Origin of the sequence: Luteibacter sp. OK325 (genome assembly GCF_003050935.1) — a bacterium.
In the GTDB taxonomy this organism is placed as follows: Bacteria; Pseudomonadota; Gammaproteobacteria; order Xanthomonadales; family Rhodanobacteraceae; genus Luteibacter.
Genome location: NZ_QAOX01000003.1, coordinates 310,501 through 329,189, shown reverse-complemented (window position 1 = coordinate 329,189; position 18,689 = coordinate 310,501). Strand labels below are relative to the sequence as shown.

The following is an 18,689-nucleotide window of genomic DNA, read 5'->3' as shown; positions in this document are numbered from 1 at the left end:
TTCATCGCGAGCACCCATCGCCGATGAATCGGCTCCCACAGTGAAGCCGCGGCTCAGGATTTGTGAGCGAACATCCAGTCCCAGAGGTCCGGCGTGGCATACGCCTTTTCCCAGGAGCCGTGATTCACGCCGGGGAACTCCGTGTACTTCACTTCGGCATGGCGCTTGAGCAGCGCGGCGTTCATGCGGCGCGACTGTTCGGTCGGCACGACGTTGTCGTCGCCGCCGTGGAAAATCCAGACCGGTAGCTTGCCGATCTTCTTCGCCACCGCGGCGTATGCATCGTCGCCCTTGGGCACGCCGTGAACGTAAAGGTTGCGGCCATCGTCCGGAAGCGCGTTGACGCCACCGCAGATAATGGCGGCCGCGGCGAACATGCCGGGATGGTCGGCGGCGATCTGCCATGAGCCGAAACCGCCCATCGACAGGCCGGTAAGGTAGAGGCGTTTACGGTCGCCGTGGAACTCCTTCACGCTCTTGTCGAGCGCGGCCAGCGCCATGTCCGCATCGGCCTTGTCGGTCCACTCGGTATCGTTCGGGGCTTGCGGGATCACCACCACGGCAGGGAAATCCGTGTGCTGTTTCAGCCACGGCGGCAGGCCCTGCGATAGCTGTGCCTGGTTGTCGTTGCCGCGCTCACCGCTGCCGTGGAGGAACAGGACCACGGCAGGCTGCTCGCCTTCGACATCGGCGGGGACGAAGACCTGGTAGCGGTAGGTTCTCCCGTGGACATCTACGCTGCGCTCGACGAACTGCGCGGGCGCGGCGGAGGCGCCGGTGGCGATGATGGCGGTGGCGAAGGCGAGGCTGCGAAGCATGTCGGGTTTCCTAAGCTGTCGTGTGTGTGTAGGAGCCGATTCATCGGCGATCCCGCGGTAGGGGGGTGGTGTGTCGCAAGGACCCTATCGCCGATGAATCGGCTCCCACAGGAAAGCATCGCCGATGAATCGGCTCCTACAGGGGGAGGGCGGCGGGCACGTCATAGGACGGGGTCGAAGAGGCGGGCTACGTGCAGGGCTACGCGTTGCAGGTAGGTCAGGCGCTGGTAGTCGTTCTGGTTGACCTCTTCGGACTGGGCGAAGTCATGGGTCAGCATCATTTCGACCTCGGTGGCGAAGGTCGTGTCCACGTTCAATGCCGAGATTTCGAAGTTCAGGCGGAAGCTGCGGTTATCCATGTTCATGCTGCCGACCACGGCGGTGTCGTCATCGATCAGCATTACCTTCTGGTGGATGAAGCCAGGCTGGTAACGGAACATGCGGATGCCGGCCAGCGTGGCCTCGTGTGCATAGAGCGTGGAGGCCATGAACACGGTGCGATGGTCGGGGCGGCAGGGAATCAGGATGCGCACGTCCACGCCGCGGAACACGGCCAGGCGCAGCGCACCGAACACGGCCTGGTCGGGCACGAAGTAGGGCGTGGTGATCCATACACGCTGCTTCGCCGCGTGGATGGCCTGGGCGAAGAACAGCGAGCAGCTTTCCTGGCGGTCGGCCGGGCCCGTGGCGACAATCATCGTGTTGGCGCGGCCGCAGCGCTCCGGTGGCGGTGAAGACGGCGGCCGTTCGCCGGTGACCCAGTACCAGTCTTCGGCGAACACGCGTTGCAGGTCGGCCACGGCGGGGCCTTCGATTTCCATGTGCGTGTCGCGCCATGGCGACAGCGGCGGCTTCGCACCGAGGTATTCGTCACCGGCGTTGAGGCCGCCGACGAAGCCGCGCACACCGTCGACGACGAGCACCTTGCGGTGATTGCGGAAGTTCAGCTGGAAACGGTTGCGCCAGCGACGCGTCGCGAAGCGGCGCACGTTTACGCCACCCGCGCGCAGCGCGTCGATATAACTGCCGGGCAGGTCGTGGCTGCCGATACTGTCGTACAGCAGGCAGACCTCGACGTCGGCGGCGGCGCGCTCGAGCAGCGCATCGCGCAGGCGCCGACCCAGCACGTCGTCGTGGATGATGAAAAACTGCACCAGTACGTAATGTTCCGCACGCGCGATGGCGGCGAACATCGCCTTGAACGCGTCCTCGCCGTCGATATGCAACGCCAGCCCGTTACCACCATGCATGGCCGTCTTCAGCATGCGGCCGATGGCGTCGTAGCGTTCGTCGCTTACCGGCGTGGTCACCGGGAGCAGGCCTGGTCGGGCGGAGAGCTCGGCCTCCTCGTGGAGCATGAAGAAACGTGCCTGGCGCTGGCGGTGCAGGTCCACGTAGCCGCCAAAGTGGCTGGCGCCGAGGAAGAAATAGGGAACCAGGGTCACATAGGGCAGCAACACCAGGCCGAGTACCCAGGCGAACGCACCTTGTGCCGTGCGCGTATGCATGACGGCGTGCATGGCGGCGAAGATCCCTGCCACATGCAGGGCCAGCGCGGCGATAGCGATCATTGATCCGATCACAGGCTTTCCACTCCGATCTTCAATCCTGCGGCAAGAGTCTTTGTCGCGTACGGGTGTATGTGCATAAGGGCCTGGGGCGGACAATCCACGTTATCGCTTTCCCACGAGCCTAACCCATGAACCCCTCTCCGTCCCGCCTGCCCTTGCTGGCACTGGCAGTAGCCGCCTTTGCGATCGGTACCACCGAGTTCGTGATCATGGGCCTGTTGCCGGAAGTCGCCACCGACCTCAAGGTGAGCATTCCCTCCGCCGGCATGCTCGTCTCCGGCTACGCCCTGGGCGTGGCCGTTGGCGCGCCACTGCTCGCCGCGCTCACCGCGAAGATGGAGCGCAAGCACGCCCTGTTGCTGCTGATGGGCCTGTTCATCCTCGGCAATGCCTTGTGTGCCATCGCGCCGAACTATGACGTGCTGATGGTGGCGCGCGTCGTGGCCGCCTTCTGTCACGGTTCGTTCTTCGGCATTGGCGCGGTCGTCGCCGCCCACCTCGTTCCGGCCAACCAGCGCGCACGCGCCATCGCCCTGATGTTCGCGGGCCTGACGCTGGCCAATGTGCTCGGCGTTCCCTTCGGCACCTTCCTCGGCCAGTGGGCCGGCTGGCGTTCCACGTTCTGGGCGGTGACCGCGCTGGGCGTGATCGCCGCGTTGGGTGTGGCCCGCTTCGTTCCGTCGCTGCCGGACCTCAAGGCACCGGACATGCGCCGCGAGCTGCGCGTGCTGCGCGAACCACAGGCCCTGATTGCCCTGGGCATGACGGTGCTGGGCTTTGGCGGGGTGTTCACCGTGTTCACCTACATCGCGCCGATCCTGCAGGAGCAGTCGCACATCAGCCCGCACTGGACCGGTGCGGTCCTGATCCTGTTCGGCATCGGCACCACCATCGGCAACATGCTGGGTGGCCGCCTGGCGGACTGGAAGCTGATGCCGTCGTTGATGGGCATCCTCGTGGTGCTCACCGTGTTGCTGGTCGCCTTCGCCTGGACGATGCATTCGACCGTCGCTTCCATCGTTACCGTGTTCCTCTGGGGCATCGCCGCGTTCGCCACGATCGCGCCGCTTCAATCGCGCGTGGTGCACGTGGCTGGCGATGCGCCGAACCTGGCATCCACGCTGAATATCGCCGCCTTCAACCTCGGCAATGCCGGCGGCGCGTGGCTCGGTGGCGCGGTGCTGGCCGCGGGCTATGCGATGCCGACGGTGAGCCTGACCGGCGCTGCCGTCACCGTGACGGGCCTGCTTGCTACGATGGCCAGTGTTGCGCTCGAACGCCGCCGCCCCATGGTGGCGGTGGCCGAAGGCGCCTGACTTCCAGGAGATTTCCCATGAAAGCCGTCGCCTATCGCACCCCGCTTGCCGTGAACGATCCGCAGAGCCTGCTCGATGTCGAGTTGCCCACGCCTGAGGTGCGGGGACGCGACCTGCTGGTGAAGGTCGAGGCGATCTCGGTGAACCCCGTCGACACCAAGATTCGCAAGAACACCGATCCCGAAGGCGCCGACAAGGTGCTTGGCTGGGATGTGGCGGGTACCGTGGTCGCGGTCGGCCCGGAAGTGCGTCGCTTCAAGGTTGGCGACGCGGTGTGGTACGCCGGTGCACTCGACCGTCCCGGCGCCAACAGCGAGTTCCATGTGGTCGACGAGCGCCTGGCCGGGCGTAAGCCGTCCACGCTTACGATGGCTGAAGCCGCCGCGCTGCCGCTGACCACCGTGACCGCCTGGGAACTGATGTTCGAGCGCATGGGCATCCCGCACGGCACGCAGGGTCGTCCCGCCACGTTGCTGGTGGTGGGCGCCGCGGGCGGTGTCGGTTCCATCGCCGTGCAGCTCGCACGTCGGCTCACGGGTCTGACTGTGATCGGCACGGCTTCGCGACCGGAAACCCGTGAGTGGGTCGAGGCGATGGGCGCGCATCATGTGGTCGACCACTCGAAGTCACTGGTCGACGAAGTGCGCGCGGTGGCGCCTGACGGCGTCGACTATGTGCTGAGCCTGACGCGTACCGAAGACCATTTCCCCGCGCTGGTCGAATTGCTCAAGCCCCACGGGAGGTTCGGCCTGATCGACGATCCTGCCGAGCCGATCGATATTCGCCTGATGAAGCGCAAGAGCCTGTCACTGCATTGGGAACTGATGTACACGCGCTCGCTGTTCCACACCGACGACATGGCCGAGCAGGGCCGTATCCTCGACGAGGCGGCGAACCTGGTGGACGCGGGTGTGCTGAGGACGACGATGCGCCAGAACGTGGGCACGATCAACGCGGCTAATCTGCGCAAGGCCCACGCCGTGCTCGAGAGCGGCACGACGATCGGCAAGGTCGTGCTCGAAGGCTTTGCCTTAAGAGGCGACTCCCGCGACTCCCGCGCTTAGCGGGAGTGCGCGCGTTCGGCGCTCTCGGCCATGAGCATGTTCGCCACGCTCTGGGCCTGCTTGCGGATTTCCGGAATCGCCGTGGATTCCCATAGTGCGCCGCGAAGCAGGCTGCCGATCGCAAAAAGATTCGCGCGAGGCCGGCCATTGCCATCGAGCAGATGGCCGTCGGCCACGGCGGCGAAGCCCAGGCCGAGCGGATCCGGCTTGACCAGGCCGTCGATGACCAACTGGCGCACCAGGCGATGCTCGGTGCGCAGGGTGTCGGTGTTGAGGCCGACGGTCTGGATCACGATGTCGTAGGACTCGACCGCTTCACCGCCGCCGGGAAGCGCGCGTTTGACGTCCAGCGCGCCTTCGGAGGACAGCGACACGCCACGCATTCGCCCACGGCCGCGCGTGAGGCGACCGGCGCGCTCCAGTTCGGCAATCGAGGCCGCGACCTGCGGTGGCATGCGATGGCGCGCCCGCTCCCACGCCCAACGGGCGTGACGGAGAAAACGTGCGCGCTCGCCCGTAGGCAGTTCTGCCCACAGCGATTGCGTATACGGACGCAGGCCGTCGACCAGCGTGCGCCAGTCCTCGGCTTCGGCCGCAGCGTCGCGCAGGGCGCGTATCCAGGCGCGCACGTTGGCGTCGTCGCGAAACGATTCGATGAGCTCCGCGTCTTTCTCGCCGGGGGCGGAGGCGGCAGCCAGGTGCGGCTCAGGTAGCTTGCCGTGGCGCGAGAGCGCGGTGAAGCGTGCGTTCGGCCAGCGCGCCGAGAGGTCAAGGAGTACGTCGACGGCGGTGAGGCCCAGGCCGATCACCAGTACGCGCAGCGGCCGCTCATCGGCGCGCGCGGCGACGAGGTACGGCCACGGATCGGTGACGTAGCGGCCACTGGCAATGGCGGCATCGTCGACGCCTGGCAACGGGCGAGGCGGCAACGAGCCGATCGCCAGGACCGCGGCTTCCGCATGGCCCACTTCATCGCCATAGCCGATCGTGACGCCTTCGCTCGACGGCACCAGCGATTCGGCGACAAAAGGGATGATGTTCACGTCGTGTCCGAACGAGCCGGCGTTCTTCACGGCCTGGTTCACGCGAGACTGCAGGAAATCGCCGTAAAGGCGGCGAGGCAGGAAGTCCGAGCCCTTGACGGTCGGATCCAGCGCCTGCGCGTATTCGAGGAAACCGCCCGGCTTGCCGACGAACATGCCCATGGATGCGGCGCGGACGTTGAGAAGATGGCGTTCCGACGGCGTGCCGTACGCGACACCGCGCCCGGCGCCCGCGGCGCCGGTGTACCAGTCCAGGTGTAACGGCCGGGGCGTACGACGCTCCAGCAATTCGCTCACCAGCGTCGCCGCTGCTGCGCCACCGCCGATGATGGCGACCTTATGAAACATGCTTTGGTCCTTCGCCCTTGGGTTGGGGTGGAGGGCCGTTAGACCGTCAGGCCGTCAGGCGTCCCGCAATAATCGATTGCCTCGGTCGTGCGATCCAGTGTCCGGACGGACCGGGCTGCTCATACGCGAGGTACTGTGCCAGATCGCCACCGTACACGTGAAGCGTGAGCGCCGTGTCATGGCGCGACAAATTGCGACAGCGGTGGGCGTGCACTTCCGTAGCTTCGAACCACGTCGCGTCTCCCGGACCGAGCCAGGTGCGGCCGGTGCTACGCAGCGAATGGTCGGTGTCGTCCTTGTCGAAGGATTCCACTTCGAGGGCGCCGGCGATCGTGGCTTCGAGGCCCCAAAGGCCGCCGTGGTCGTGCACCGGCGTGGCATAGCCCGGTGGCCACGCCAGGACCAGGATGCTGACACCCGGGCGCGCGCGCTCGGCGACCATCCAGCGCTCGAAACCGCGGCGACGTTCGCGCAACGGCCCCAGTGCTTCGATGACGTCCGCGCTGTGGCCATGCAGCACCCGGCCGATCTCACGCCCCATCGAGGCGAGGTCGGGGTGCTCCACGTCCGAATGTTCGAGCGCGATGTCCCGCAAGGTTTTGATGATGGAGGAACGCATACCCATGGCCCAGGGCCACCCGCATAAATCGACTGGCGGGAAGTGGAGCATGGCGCCCGTTAAACCCTCGTAACCCGAAAACCTGCGGACGGCTTTAAACTCTTCTGGCGCAGGCCGCATCGAACTGTCGGAACCGCCCCCTGGCGGCTGTCGTCCCACGGAGAGCAAAGCCATGATCGTCCTCACCTCGCTCGTCGTCCTTGCCGTTGGTTTCTGGCTGGTCTTCGCGCTGCTCGGCGCCGTGCTGAAGCTGGTGTTCGGCATTATCGGCGGTGTTTTCAGCCTCGTCGGCGGCATCCTCGGCGCCGTCATCGGCGGCGTAGCGATGCTGCTGGTGGCGCCCGTCGTCGCCCTGGCGCTTCTGCCGGTGCTGCTGCCGGTGGCCTTCCTCGCGTTCATCGTCTGGGCCATCGCGCGGTCGTCGCGCCGCCCGGATGTGGTCGTGATACCAGCCGCCAACCGCTGAAACGGAACGCCCCCGGCCCATGCCGGGGCGCGTCGGCCTGCCTTAGATACTTCTGAGGTCGAAGGTCACCGGGATGCGCGCCCAGGCCTGGACCTTGCGGCCATTGGACTGCGCTGGCTGAAAGCGCCAGTTGGCGAGCACCTGATCGCGCGCCGCACGGTCGAGCAGGTCGTGGCCGCTGCTGGACTCGATGACGACATTCAGCGGCTTGCCCGTCTCGTCCACCAGAACGCGTAGCGTCACCGTGCCCTGCATGTGACCGCGGATGGCCTGTGCCGGATATTTCGGCGCGGGTGCGGCCACGTAGGCCAGGGTCGCCTCGACCGGTCCTGCCTGCGCGGAGGGTGGTGCGATGGTATCGACCACGGGGGCAGGTGGAACCATGGGTGCCGAGCCTTCGACGCTGGCGACAGGCGGGCTGACCACCGGCGGCGCCTCCACGTGTCGGGTCGGCTGGGTCGGTGGCGGCCTGACAGGCAGACGCTCGAGCTCGATCGGTGGTGGTGGTTTGACCGGCGGAGGCGGTTCGAGGAACTGGATCACGAACGGCTGGGACAACGCCGGGGCTTCCACGATGTGCGCGACCATGGGTCGCATCACGGTGATAAGCGCGGCAGCGTTGAGCGCGATGGCCGCACTCATGGCGACAATGCGGACGGTATCCGGGTGAACCCCGGCCAGGGACTGCGGACGAGCGAACGACATGAGCCACCTCCTGCAACATGGGGGGAAGGTGATGCGCGGTCGGGAACACGGCCGGGTGGGGGCCGGCGGGGATCGTGTTCAGGTCCAGTTGCAGAGTAGGCAGGGTTCGAAGGAAGTTGCAAGTTAGACGTTTGGACGGCCGTTTGCGTTATCGGTTACGGTTTTGGCGAGCACCCATCGCCGATGAATCGGCTCCCACAGAGAGCATCGCCGATGAATCGGCTCCCACAGAGAGCATCGGCGATGAATTGGCTCCCACAGGGAAAGGCAGCCTGCTCTTTGTGGGAGCAGCTTCAGCGGCGAAAACCAGCTCGCCTCAGTGCGCAACCAACATCGGTACATCCGACTGCATGAAGAGGAACCGGGTCGTCCCCCCCAGCACCATCTCCGACAACCGCGACCGCCCCCATGCCCCCATGACGATCAGATCGGCATTTTCCGCATGGGCAAGGTCGAGCAGCGCCGGCCCGGGCGAAGCCTGGGCGGCCGCATCCAGCCGTCGCACTTCGGCCTTCACGCCGTGGGTGTCGAGCCAGCCGCAGATGTCGGTGTCGGGCAGGGCGCAGGTGTCGAGGTCTTCATCGCGGCTGCCGTCGATGACGGTGACCCGCGCGGCCTTGCGCAACAGGGGAAGGGCAGAGCGCACGGCCAGTGCGGATTCGCGGCTGCCGCTCCAGGCCACCAGCACGTGTTCGCCGAGGGTCTCGACCGGCGCCGCCTCGGGCACCACGAGCACGCCGCGGCTGGCACCGAAGACGGTGCGCGAGACGATGCCGAAACCGACCGGCGCGTCGCCGCGCATGGTCGAGGAACGTTCCATCACGAGCATGTCGTAGCCGGCCGAGGCATGGCAGAGCAGGGTGACGGTGTCGCCATTGGCCACTCGCCAGTTGCCTTTGAGGCCGCGTGATTCGAGAAGAACCGACCAGTCCGCGCCGACCGCCTTGGCGTCCGTCGCGCGCTGGCGCACCGCGTCCAGTTGCATGGGCACCGCCTCCGGTACCGTGAACGCCGCCGCAGGCAGGTCGACCACGTGCATGGCGTCGAGCCTCGCGCCGATGCGCGTGGCCATGGCCAGTGCGGCGCGAAGGCCTGCGCCTTGCGGGGGAAGACGACCGATGTGCAGGAGCAATTCGAGAGTCATGTCTCAATAAAGCACCAATTGCGAGCGTTTCGCAACAAGGGGGGCATCGGTTACCCTCGGTACTTTAGTTTTTCCCGGAATCACCATGGCCACCGAAATCGCTCAGCCCAGTTATCCCTTCGCTGAGGAAGTCGCCAGTAGCGTGATCCATGCCGTCGGCCTGGTGCTGAGCATCGCCGGCCTGGCCATCCTTGTCGCGTTCTCGGCGATGTATGGCGGGACGCGCGCGGTGGTCGCCAGTTCGGTCTTCGGTGGCACGCTGATCCTGCTGTACACCGCTTCGACCCTGTATCACTCCATCCCCGGCGTCATGGCCAAGCGCGTGCTTCGCACGTTCGATCACATTGCGATTTTCTTTCTTATTGCCGGCACCTATACGCCGTTCACCCTGCTGGCACTGCCGGGTGCGTGGGGGTGGGGCCTTTTCACCACCATCTGGAGCCTGGCGGTCATCGGCAGCCTGGCCGAGCTTGGCATCCTCAAGCGTTATCGCAAGGCTGCCGTGCTGATGTATGTGTTGATGGGTTGGGTGGCCGTGATCGCGATCGAACCACTGCGTGAGCATGTGGAAACCGGCGGACTGGTCCTGCTCTTCGGCGGCGGCATGGCTTACATGCTGGGCGTGCCCTTCTACATGGCGCGCAAGCTGCCGTATCACCACGCTATCTGGCACGTGTTCGTGCTTGCAGGCAGCGTGCTGCATTTCCTGGCGGTGTTGCTTTACGTCATCCCGGATGCGCCACGGCCCACATAAATGTGGGAGCCGCTTCAGCGGCGATGGGGTGCTTGCCTTAACCTGGCCCGCTGCCGCGGGATCGCCGATGAATCGGCTCCCACGGTGACGAATCGGCTCCCACCGTTACGGTGCGAGCACCCCATCGCCGATGAATCGGCTCCTACAGAAAAGCTAAACCGGCCTCAGCCTTTCTTTTTTTCCTGCTCGGGAATGAAGCGGGTGCGCACCGCGTCGGCCAGGAGGTCCGGCGGGAGCAGGCCCTGGGCGATCAGGAAGTCGTTGAAGGCCTTGCGGTCGAACTTGCTGCCCAGCTTCGTCTGCGTCTCTGCGCGTAGCTGCAGGATGCGCGTGTAGCCGTAGAAGTAGGCCGTGGCCTGGCCCGGGCTGTTCAGCGTGTAGCGATCCAGCTCCTGGCGTGCCATCGGCTCGGACAGGCCGACGTCGTTGACCAGGATCTCGTGCGCGCGCTCACGATCGATCAGGCCCAGGTTGAGCATCGGATCGAGGAAGGCGCGCGCCGCACGCAGCAGGCGGAACTGCAGCGCGATGAACTGACCCGCCGGCGGCTCGTACGGCATCATTTCCATTTCGGAATAGAGCGCCCAGCCTTCCACGTTCACGCTGTTGAAGGCGAACAGGCTGCGCGTCAGCGATACACCCTGCTCGACCATCGCGGCGAACTGCAATTCGTGCCCCGGTCGACCCTCATGCGCGGTCAAGGTCCACGCTGCGGCCTCGAAGGTGAAGTCGTCGTAGGTCTGCGTCTTCTCGCCGCTCTTGGGCGGGTTGCCCGTGGTGAGCACGAAGGTGCCGCGCTGCCCGGTATTGCCGACGAACGGCGGCGGATCCATGTGCGGTGCCGGGGTGCGTGCGTTTTCGGCTTCGGAAGCCAGGCGCATGGCCATCTGCCGCTTCGGCAGCTCGACGATGCGCTGCTTGCGGATCGTGTCTTCGATCTTCAGCAGCACCTCGTGGTAGGTGGGTTCGACCTTGTCCTTGGCCAGCTGCTTCTTCTTCAGCCCCTTGAGCACCTCGCGATAATCGCCCTCGGGCAGCCCTTCGGCCTTCGCGACCACGGGTGCGAGTGCCTGCAGCGCATAGGTGGTTTCCATGAACTCCAGCTCGGCACGACCGATCAGGTCGCGCGGTGTGATGTCCAGGCCGACCTGTTCGAGGTTGTATGCATAGAGCGGCTCGGGCAGCCGGAAGTCCGTGCGCGCGCGCGGCAGCACGGTCTTCTTCACCCAGGCGTTGTAATCCTTCAGTTGCTTGTCGAGCTTCGCCATGGCTTCGTCGCTGCCGGCGACTTTCTTCTCGACGAAGAGTTTGCGGATGCCATCCACGTAACGCTGCGTGTTGCCGAGCTTCTGTTCCACATCGGCCTTGACCGGGCCAAGCAGCGCCTTGTCGTTGAGTTTCTCGTTGGTGCGGGCACGCGCTTCGTCGACCAGCGCCGTGCAGCCCTGGGTCATGCCGACGTAGCACTTGAGGCGACCGAGGGCAGCCTGGTTCTGTTCGGGCGTGCTCTGTTCGTTGAGCAGGGAGAATTCACCACTGAAGACGATCTGCCCGGCGTCGTACCAGGGCAGCAGGTACTTGTCGTTGAGGTCGAGGCCCTTGATGCTGCCGTCGATCTGCTTGATCAGGATCTGCAGGTCCTGGTGCACATTCGGGTCCTTCTCTTCCGCCAGGCGCTGCGCGTATTTCGCGCGCGCGGCGACGAGCGCCTCGCGTTGACGCTTGTCCGTGTCGGGGCCCAGATCGGCGGTTTTCTCGTCGTAGCCTTTCACGCCGATATCGGTTGCCGATTCCGGGCTGAAGCGAGCCGTGATGTCGAGCAGGGCCTGGGCGTCCGCATTGCTGCGCGCGATCCAGTCAGCCGGCTTGGCGTCCTGCGCATGGACAGTACCGATGGCGAACGTGACGGCGGCAGCGAGGGTCAGTCGTCGGAACATGGGTATCTCCCCTTGATGGTCCGCCGAGACTAGCCGCTGCGCCCGGGCCCCGCCAATGTGCCGGAAGGCCCGTCAGCTGAAGAGCAGGGCCACGCCGGCCATGCCGATCATCAGGAACGAAAGGACCACCTTGGCGACGATACCCAACAGCATGCCGAACCAGGTGCTGACGCCGACATGGGCCGAACGCAGGATGCTCTTGCCCGACCACAGCTCGCCGATCACGGCACCGGCGAAGGGGCCGATGAGCAGGCCGGGCAGGCCGAAGAACATACCAATGGTGGTGCCGATGCCGGCGCCCCAGAGTGCGCGTGGACTTGCGCCGATCTTCTTTGCACCCAGCGAGCCGGAAATGAAGTCCACGGCGATCCCCAGGGCCGCCACGATTCCGATCGCCACCAACCAGCCCCAGCCCAGGTGCCGGTACTCGTCCACGGCGGCTGCCAGCCAGATACCGCCGAAAATCATCGGGACACCAGGCAGAATCGGCAAGATCGCACCCGCCAGACCGCCGACGACCAGGGCGGCGGCGAGCACGTACAGGAACAGGTCCATCAACGGAAAGCCCCGCGGTACTCCGGTTTCAAGTAGGCCGAGAAGGCATCGCTGGGCACGTCCACGGCCTGTGGACCGGCCGCGTAGGAGGCCACCTGGTAGGGCGGGAAGATGAAGGTCAGGCCGTGCACCTTGTTGTCCGGGCCGGTGAGCAGGCTGAAGACACGGAAGTGGTCCTTGCCCGGCTCCGTGCCCGCGTCGATCTGTTCACTGTCCGAAGCCAGTGGCTCGTCCTGGTCGTCCAGCGCGGTGAGTAACTGGCGCCGTGCTTCGGCGGCGAACGCCTTTTCGGCCCCGTGCGGATCGGCGAACAGCTCACGAATGCCGATGACGCGGTGGGCTTCGACGTCATAGGTGAAGCTGTCGACGATGGGCGCCGGATGCGACGCGCCGGTGAAGGCCGAGCCATCCACCTGGACGTTGATGAAGCGGTCGGTGCGCGAGGCGACAGCGATGTCGAGGTTGAGGTCCCAGGGCAGCGCGCGTGCGCGTTCACGGGCGCCGGGAGCGTCCAGGCTGTCCATGAAGGCGCGTTTTTGCCGGTCTACGTAGCGTTCGATCGTCGCGCGCAGCGGCGCGGCCCTCGGCGGCAGGTCGGGCAGGGACAATTCCATCGTATAAAGGCCCTCCTGGCCGGATTCGGTATCCTTGTCGACGCTCGCCCGCGCGGGCGGCGGCGAGTCTCCGCCGTTCGTCCGGTCCGTTCCGCCACGGCAGGCTGCAAGGCCGGCCATGGCAAAGACCAGCGACAGAATGTGTCGCACCAACATGTCGGCAATTCCTCCCTGCAAGGCTCGCATCTTAGCGTAGCCCTCCCGCAGCGCAGGTAGCGTCAACGAACTAAAGGAACAGCGTGCACGACACGACCAGCGAAACCGTCACCCTCCTCAAAGCCGACGAACTCGGCCGCATCGAGCGTGTCGAGCGCAATGGCGTGCTGTTGATTCGTCGCGATATCGACTCGGCCCGCTGGTGGGCGCGTGGGTTTGCCCGCCGCGCCGCGGCGCGTGAGGCGCGTGCGCTGGCTCGTCTGGATGGGATCGACGGCGTGCCGCGGCTGCTTGCGTGGAACGGGCGGGTGCTCGAGCGCAGCTATATGGCTGGCGAGCCGATGCAGGTCGGCAAGCCTTTGGACCCGGCGTATTACCGTGACGCCCTGCGCCTGCTCGCCAGGTTGCACCGGCGTGGCATCGTGCATAACGACCTGGCCAAGGAGCCGAACTGGCTGGTACGTGAAGACGGCTCGCCAGCGCTGGTGGATTTCCAGATCGCCTGGACACGCGGACGCCGGGGCAATCTGTTCCGGCTGCTGGCGCGCGAAGACCTGCGTCACCTGCTAAAGCACAAGCGTACCTATGCACCGGACCGACTTTCCACCCGCCAGCGGGCGATCCTGTCCACCCCGGCGCCACATTCGCGGCTCTGGCGCGCCACCGGCAAGCGCCTCTACAAGCTCATCGCCCGGCGCATCTTCGGCTACTGGGACAACGAAGGCCAAGGCCGCATCCGCCGCTAAAAGAGCCCCTGTAGGAGCCGATTCATCGGCGATTGCTCTTATGGGAGCCGATTCATCGGCGATTGCTCTTGTGGGAGCCGATTCATCGGCGATGCTCTGGCCCGCTTCGCGGGATCGCCGATGAATCGGCTCCCACATCGCCGCTGAAGCGGCTCCCACAGGGATCACTTCTCTACAAACGCCCGCTCGATCACATAATCCCCGGGCTCCCGCGTACGCGGCGAGGCCTGAAACCCTTCACCGTCCAGCAGTACACAAATATCGTCCAGCATCGACGGACTACCGCAAAGCATCACCCGGTCTTCGGCCGGATTGATTTGCGGCAAACCCAGGGCGCGAGCCATCTCGCCGTCCGCAATGGCGTCCGTGATCCGACCCCGATTGCGAAACTCTTCGCGCGTCACCGTGGGGTAATACCGAAGCTTCTCGCGCACCAGTTCACCCAGGTATTCATGCTCGGGCAGCACCTTCTCGATGTACTCCGAGTAGGCCAGGTCGTTCACATGACGAACGCCGTGCGCCAGCACGATCGTGTCGAAGCGCTCGTAGGTTTCCGGGTCGCGGATGATCGACAGGAACGGCGCCAGGCCCGTGCCGGTGCCCAGCAGATACAGGCGCTTGCCAGGCTTCAGGTCGTTCAGCACCAGGGTGCCCGTGGGCTTGCGGCTGACAATGATCGGGTCGCCCGGCTTCAGGTGCTGCAGGCGTGAGGTCAACGGGCCGTCCTGCACCTTGATGCTGAAGAACTCCAGGTGCTCTTCGTAATGCGCGCTGGCGATGGAATACGCACGCATCAGCGGGCGGCCCTCCACTTCCAGGCCGATCATGACAAAGTGCCCGCTTTCGAAGCGGAAACCCGGATCGCGCGTCGTGCGGAAGCTGAAAAGCGTGTCGTTCCAGTGGTGCACGTCGATGACGTGCTCGGTCGCCAATGCCACCATGGTCTGTTCGAACCTCGAAAACGAAAGTGACGGAGCTACCGCGCCGTGCGCGGTAGCCGGGGGATCAGCTGGGGAAGCGGCCTGCGGGGCCGCGCTGCCTCGCGCGTCGTGGCGGTAAGGATAATCCATATCCTCGGGTGGCCCCAACCTCTAAGATGCAAAGCCCTGCTGGAACAAGGCGCTACCGATGACGAAGCCCGACTATGCCGAGGGCCAGGTCTGGACCTACGACCACCGCCCCGGTGAGGACGGCTCGCGCGTCGTCATCCGCAAGATTGGCGTCGAGCCGGAAGACGGCGAGGTGTTTCACGTCTCCATCCTCGGCGTGAGGCTGCGTAACCACCGCGTTCCCGGTGGTGCCCAGCCCGCCATGCACCATGCGGCGGTGCTGCGGACGTCGCTGGATAAGAGCCTGCGCGAACTGACCACGGCGTCCGACCAGGACACCGCCTGGGAGAACGGCTATGCCGTCTGGCGCCAGGCTTACGACAACGGCGACGCCGGGGTTTTCGAGCTCAGCGTCGCGGAGATCCTGGGTTACATCGAGATGGTCGTGGCGGCTTCGGGCGAGTAGGAGCCGATGAATCGGCTCCTACATTGCCTATAAAAAAAGAGCGCCCGGCTTCGGAAACCGGCTGGGGAGGAGCCGGAGTCCGAAGGGGGCGCAAGAGTTACACAGGGATGTAAAGGGTTTAAGCGTTCTTAGAAGTCGTACGAAACCGCCAGGCGCGCGTAGCGGGGGTCCTGGGTGTACAACCCAACGCCGTAGATCGGACTCGGTGTGCCCGGTGAGGAGAACTCGGTCGGATAGCGGAACGTGGGACGCTGCTCGTTCAGTACGTTGAAGACGTTCGCCGAGAACGCCAGCTTTGACGCAGCCCATTCCGGACGGTACGTGACGCCGAGATCCAGCTGGAACGTCCACGGCAGGCGACCCGCGGCACCCGGGGGTGACGGCTTGCCATCGCATGAGTGGTACGAGCTGCCGTAGTGGGCGGGATCCGGATCGGTCACGCCGTCACCGTAGTAACCGAGGCAGTTCTGCGGCGCGCCACTGGCGGCCGTGAAGTTGCCCGAGGCCTGCCATTCCGGTGCGAACTGCCAGTAACCGTAGGCCTTGAACACGTGCGGGTGATCGTTGCCGAGCACGCCGTTGGAGTTGGCCATAACGTACTGGTTGTCCCAGTCGACGCTGCCGGCGGCACCGGACTGGCGCGTATCGGTGCGCGACTGGCCTTCGGTATCGCCGTACGAGCGCGAGAAGACGTAGTCGAACTTGCCGTACCACACGCCGTCGAACTCGTGCGTCATGAAGAGCTCGGCGGAGTAGTAACGCCGCTTCGGCTTCGGCATGCCCATCTCTTCGCGGCTGAGCGGCACTTCCTGCGCATTGCCGGCAGTGTCGAGAATCGTGAAGGTGTTGGCCTGGCCGCCGTTGACCAGGTAGCAGCTATTGGTCGAGCCGACCGTATAACCGAGGGCAGCGGCCTTGTCGGTCACCAGACCGATGTCGCAGAAGTCATCGATGACCGAGTTGAGCTTGCGTACCGTCAGCTTGGCGCCGTAGGTCCAGTTGGCGGACAGGAGCTTATCGAAGCCCAGGATGTACTCGTCCTGGTTCTCGGCCTTCAGCCCCTTGCCGGCGACCGTACGCGGGTCGGGCGGAATACCGTACGAGTTGTTGCCCGAGACGACATTACTGAACTGCGTGAGGCCCGTCGGCGCGCCGGTCACCGGGTCGATCCCGGAGTACGTGAAGTACTGCTGGGTGGCCGTGTAGCCAGCGGCAGCGCCGGTCGCCGGGCTCAGCGGCAGGCCAAGGTAGTAGCGGCCTGCATTAGCGTAGATTTTGAAGCTGCCGTCGCCATTCACGTCCCACGCAGCACCCAGGCGCGGGGCCCACTGCGGTGAGGTCTGCTTGATGAAGGACTCACCGTTCTGGTTGTAGTCGGTGAACTGGTCATTGCGCAGGCCGATGGAAACCAGCCAGCGGTCACTGACCTGCCACTTGTCTTCGATGTACTGCGCCTTCTGGTCGGAGCGCACGTTCACCGAGTTGGCGACGACGGCCTTGTTGACCCAGTAACCGCTCTGGCCGTTCGGGAACAGGGCTGGCGCCGGCACGAAATTCTGCCCCGGCGTGTTGTCGATGGCGATGTTCGGATCCTTCTGCACGCCGTACGTCCAGGTATAGCCTGGCCCGGGACTGTTGGTGCCGAAATCCAGGATCTGCGACTTCACGTTGTCGATACCGACCGAGATCGTGTGGTCGCCCGCTTTGTAAGCGACATCGAAGCGCAGGTTGTTGGTCTTGTTGCCACGGCCCGCCGAGCTGATGTCGCCAACCTGGCTGTTCTGGATGGGCTTGCCGCCGTTGAGCGCGGGGTTCTGCAGGGTCGAGCTGTCGACGCGCGACAGGGTCGGGTCGTACTCACCACCGGGCTGGTCGTAGTTCTTGTTCGACATCTTGCCGTAGCTGGCGCTTACGGTGAGATCGTCGGTGATGTAGCCGGTGTACTTGGCCAACCACAACGTGCCGCCGGTCTTGGTGTTGTCCACGGGGCCGATGGTCGAGGTACGTGTCAGGTTCTGGTAATCGTACTTGTAACGCGTGCCCGAACCCTCGCGCTTGTCGCCAACGTCAGTGAGTTCGATGATGTTGTTGTCGTTGATGTTCCAGTCGAGCTTGGTGTACCAGCGCGGGTCCTTGTAGACGTTGTTCGACGCAGGCGTGGTGTTGCCGACTTCGTTGACGGTATTCGAATTCTGCTTCTCGAATTCACCCGCGACGAAGAAGAACAGCTTGTCCTTGATCAGCGGGCCGCCGGCATAAACGCTGGTGGTCGTGGTCCACTGGGTGTTCTGGCTCTTCGGCTGGTACAGGTCACCTGCCGGGGCCGACGCCGGGACATTGGCGTAACGGAGGTTCGGACCCGAGGCGCGTGCCCACTCCGGCTCCCAGATCACCTGTGCGCCGAAGTGCCATTCGTTCGTGCCGCGCTTGCCGACCTGGCTGATCACGCCGCCATCGGAACGGCCGTACATGGCGCTATAGCCGCCCGACAAGGCCTCCTGCTGGTCGATCGCGCCGTACGGCAGCTGCAGGCCACCGAGCGCGTTGAGCGGATCGGTCGTGTTGAAACCGTTGATGTAGTACGCGTTCTCGTTGGCGGCGGCACCGCCGAAGCTGACGACCGAGTTGCCGTTGTCGCTCTTGAAGTTGCCGCCGTTATTGACGACGCCGGGCGCCAGCGACGCGATGGCCTCGGCGCTACGACCCAACGGCAGCTTGGCAAGCTGCTCGGAGGTGATAACAGTGCGCGAGTCGGTGGAGGTCACGTCGATGTTGGGCAGGGCGGTACCGGTGACGGTGACACCACTGAGCGAGGTGGCGTCGGCGGCATCGCCGGCAGATGCCGCGGCTGCATTGAACGACACATCGGTACTGGCGCCGACGCGCAGGCTCACGTCCTTGCGCGAATCGACGGTGGCACCGTCGCGCAGCAAGCTGACCGAGTAGGTGCCGAGCGGAAGCTGGTTGGCGGCGTACTTGCCGCGTGCGTCGACCTGAACCTCGCGGCGGAAGCCGTTGGTGTTCTCGATGACCACGGTTTCATTGCCCGCAACCGGCACGTTGCCGTTGATACTGCCGGTAGTGGACTGCGCGTAGACGCTCGAAACGCCGCCCAGGCAGGTACATACCGCCAGTGCGAGTGCGCTCCTGCGAGAGAGAAACTGGTTTTTCATGCCTTCCCCGAAATGTCTTTTGTCCCGAAATGACGGCAGCACGGGACCGCGGCGACAGGCCCCCGCCTTTCGCCGCGCATGGAGCCTCGAAGACCCCTCCCCGCGCTCCGTCGCTGATCCGTTCATTTGTCTCGATCCAAATGAA

General features: G+C 65.1%; 17 protein-coding genes. 6 read left to right on the top strand and 11 right to left on the bottom strand.

Translation table 11 applies throughout. The features are described from left to right. Positions 1 to 53: 53 nt before the first annotated feature. Both C8J98_RS09250 and cls read right to left on the bottom strand, forming a co-directional pair. Entirely contained in the window at positions 54 to 818 is a 765-nt protein-coding gene (locus C8J98_RS09250; RefSeq protein ID WP_107912901.1) for a prolyl oligopeptidase family serine peptidase, read from the bottom strand. 161 nt (positions 819 to 979) lie between these two features. Then, entirely contained in the window at positions 980 to 2,389 is a 1,410-nt protein-coding gene (cls, locus tag C8J98_RS09245; RefSeq protein WP_107912900.1) for a cardiolipin synthase, read from the bottom strand. 128 nt (positions 2,390 to 2,517) lie between these two features. Here cls and C8J98_RS09240 point away from each other — a divergent pair, with 128 nt between their 5' ends. Both C8J98_RS09240 and C8J98_RS09235 read left to right on the top strand, forming a co-directional pair. After that, positions 2,518 to 3,705: an MFS transporter gene (locus C8J98_RS09240; protein WP_107912899.1), complete on the top strand. Its 1,188-nt coding sequence runs from the start codon at positions 2,518 to 2,520 to the stop codon at positions 3,703 to 3,705. 17 nt (positions 3,706 to 3,722) lie between these two features. Then, positions 3,723 to 4,769 (top strand): zinc-binding alcohol dehydrogenase family protein, encoded by a 1,047-nt coding sequence (locus C8J98_RS09235; protein ID WP_107912898.1) that lies wholly within the window; start codon positions 3,723 to 3,725, stop codon positions 4,767 to 4,769. Here the strand turns inward: C8J98_RS09235 and C8J98_RS09230 are convergent. Both C8J98_RS09230 and C8J98_RS09225 read right to left on the bottom strand, forming a co-directional pair. Continuing rightward, positions 4,766 to 6,160: an FAD/NAD(P)-binding protein gene (locus C8J98_RS09230; protein WP_107912897.1), complete on the bottom strand. Its 1,395-nt coding sequence runs from the start codon at positions 6,158 to 6,160 to the stop codon at positions 4,766 to 4,768. The two genes, C8J98_RS09235 and C8J98_RS09230, sit on opposite strands and share 4 nt — an antisense overlap. A 46-nt stretch (positions 6,161 to 6,206) precedes the next feature. After that, complete coding sequence (locus C8J98_RS09225; protein ID WP_233260174.1) at positions 6,207 to 6,779, bottom strand: cysteine dioxygenase family protein; 573 nt, start codon at positions 6,777 to 6,779, stop codon at positions 6,207 to 6,209. A 172-nt stretch (positions 6,780 to 6,951) separates the two neighbouring features. Here C8J98_RS09225 and C8J98_RS09220 point away from each other — a divergent pair, with 172 nt between their 5' ends. Next, positions 6,952 to 7,245: a hypothetical protein gene (locus C8J98_RS09220; protein WP_233260173.1), complete on the top strand. Its 294-nt coding sequence runs from the start codon at positions 6,952 to 6,954 to the stop codon at positions 7,243 to 7,245. 42 nt (positions 7,246 to 7,287) lie between these two features. Here the strand turns inward: C8J98_RS09220 and C8J98_RS09215 are convergent, their stop codons facing one another. Both C8J98_RS09215 and C8J98_RS09210 read right to left on the bottom strand, forming a co-directional pair. Beyond that, a complete protein-coding gene (locus C8J98_RS09215) occupies positions 7,288 to 7,950 on the bottom strand; it encodes an energy transducer TonB (RefSeq protein ID WP_107912895.1) in 663 nt (220 codons plus the stop codon). A 316-nt stretch (positions 7,951 to 8,266) separates the two neighbouring features. Beyond that, positions 8,267 to 9,094: a universal stress protein gene (locus tag C8J98_RS09210; RefSeq protein ID WP_107912894.1), complete on the bottom strand. Its 828-nt coding sequence runs from the start codon at positions 9,092 to 9,094 to the stop codon at positions 8,267 to 8,269. Positions 9,095 to 9,179: 85 nt separating this feature from the next. Here C8J98_RS09210 and C8J98_RS09205 point away from each other — a divergent pair, with 85 nt between their 5' ends. Continuing rightward, on the top strand, positions 9,180 to 9,848 hold the full coding sequence (locus C8J98_RS09205; protein WP_107912893.1) for a hemolysin III family protein: 669 nt from the start codon (positions 9,180 to 9,182) through the stop codon (positions 9,846 to 9,848). A 164-nt stretch (positions 9,849 to 10,012) separates the two neighbouring features. Here C8J98_RS09205 and C8J98_RS09200 read toward each other — a convergent pair whose 3' ends face one another. The 3 genes from C8J98_RS09200 to C8J98_RS09190 form a co-directional block, all read right to left on the bottom strand. Continuing rightward, positions 10,013 to 11,785 (bottom strand): DUF885 domain-containing protein, encoded by a 1,773-nt coding sequence (locus C8J98_RS09200; protein WP_107912892.1) that lies wholly within the window; start codon positions 11,783 to 11,785, stop codon positions 10,013 to 10,015. 72 nt (positions 11,786 to 11,857) lie between these two features. After that, complete coding sequence (locus C8J98_RS09195) at positions 11,858 to 12,340, bottom strand: DUF456 domain-containing protein (protein WP_107912891.1); 483 nt, start codon at positions 12,338 to 12,340, stop codon at positions 11,858 to 11,860. Beyond that, positions 12,340 to 13,110 carry an RsiV family protein gene (locus tag C8J98_RS09190; RefSeq protein WP_158272659.1) on the bottom strand — a complete coding sequence of 257 codons (771 nt, stop codon included), beginning with the start codon at positions 13,108 to 13,110 and terminating at the stop codon, positions 12,340 to 12,342. The genes C8J98_RS09195 and C8J98_RS09190 overlap by 1 nt, the downstream gene beginning before the upstream one ends. An 83-nt stretch (positions 13,111 to 13,193) precedes the next feature. Here C8J98_RS09190 and C8J98_RS09185 point away from each other — a divergent pair, with 83 nt between their 5' ends. Next, the gene (locus tag C8J98_RS09185; RefSeq protein WP_107912889.1) at positions 13,194 to 13,856 is read left to right on the top strand and encodes an RIO1 family regulatory kinase/ATPase; all 663 of its coding nucleotides are present in this window, start codon (positions 13,194 to 13,196) and stop codon (positions 13,854 to 13,856) included. Positions 13,857 to 14,020: 164 nt separating this feature from the next. Here C8J98_RS09185 and C8J98_RS09180 read toward each other — a convergent pair whose 3' ends face one another. Then, positions 14,021 to 14,797 carry a ferredoxin--NADP reductase gene (locus C8J98_RS09180; protein ID WP_107912888.1) on the bottom strand — a complete coding sequence of 259 codons (777 nt, stop codon included), beginning with the start codon at positions 14,795 to 14,797 and terminating at the stop codon, positions 14,021 to 14,023. A 187-nt stretch (positions 14,798 to 14,984) separates the two neighbouring features. Between C8J98_RS09180 and C8J98_RS09175 the strand changes: the two genes are divergently transcribed. Continuing rightward, positions 14,985 to 15,371, top strand: coding sequence for a hypothetical protein (locus C8J98_RS09175; protein ID WP_107912887.1), 387 nt, complete (start codon positions 14,985 to 14,987; stop codon positions 15,369 to 15,371). Between the two features lie 128 nt (positions 15,372 to 15,499). Here C8J98_RS09175 and C8J98_RS09170 read toward each other — a convergent pair whose 3' ends face one another. Continuing rightward, positions 15,500 to 18,544 (bottom strand): TonB-dependent receptor, encoded by a 3,045-nt coding sequence (locus C8J98_RS09170; RefSeq protein WP_107912886.1) that lies wholly within the window; start codon positions 18,542 to 18,544, stop codon positions 15,500 to 15,502. Positions 18,545 to 18,689 lie beyond the last annotated feature (145 nt).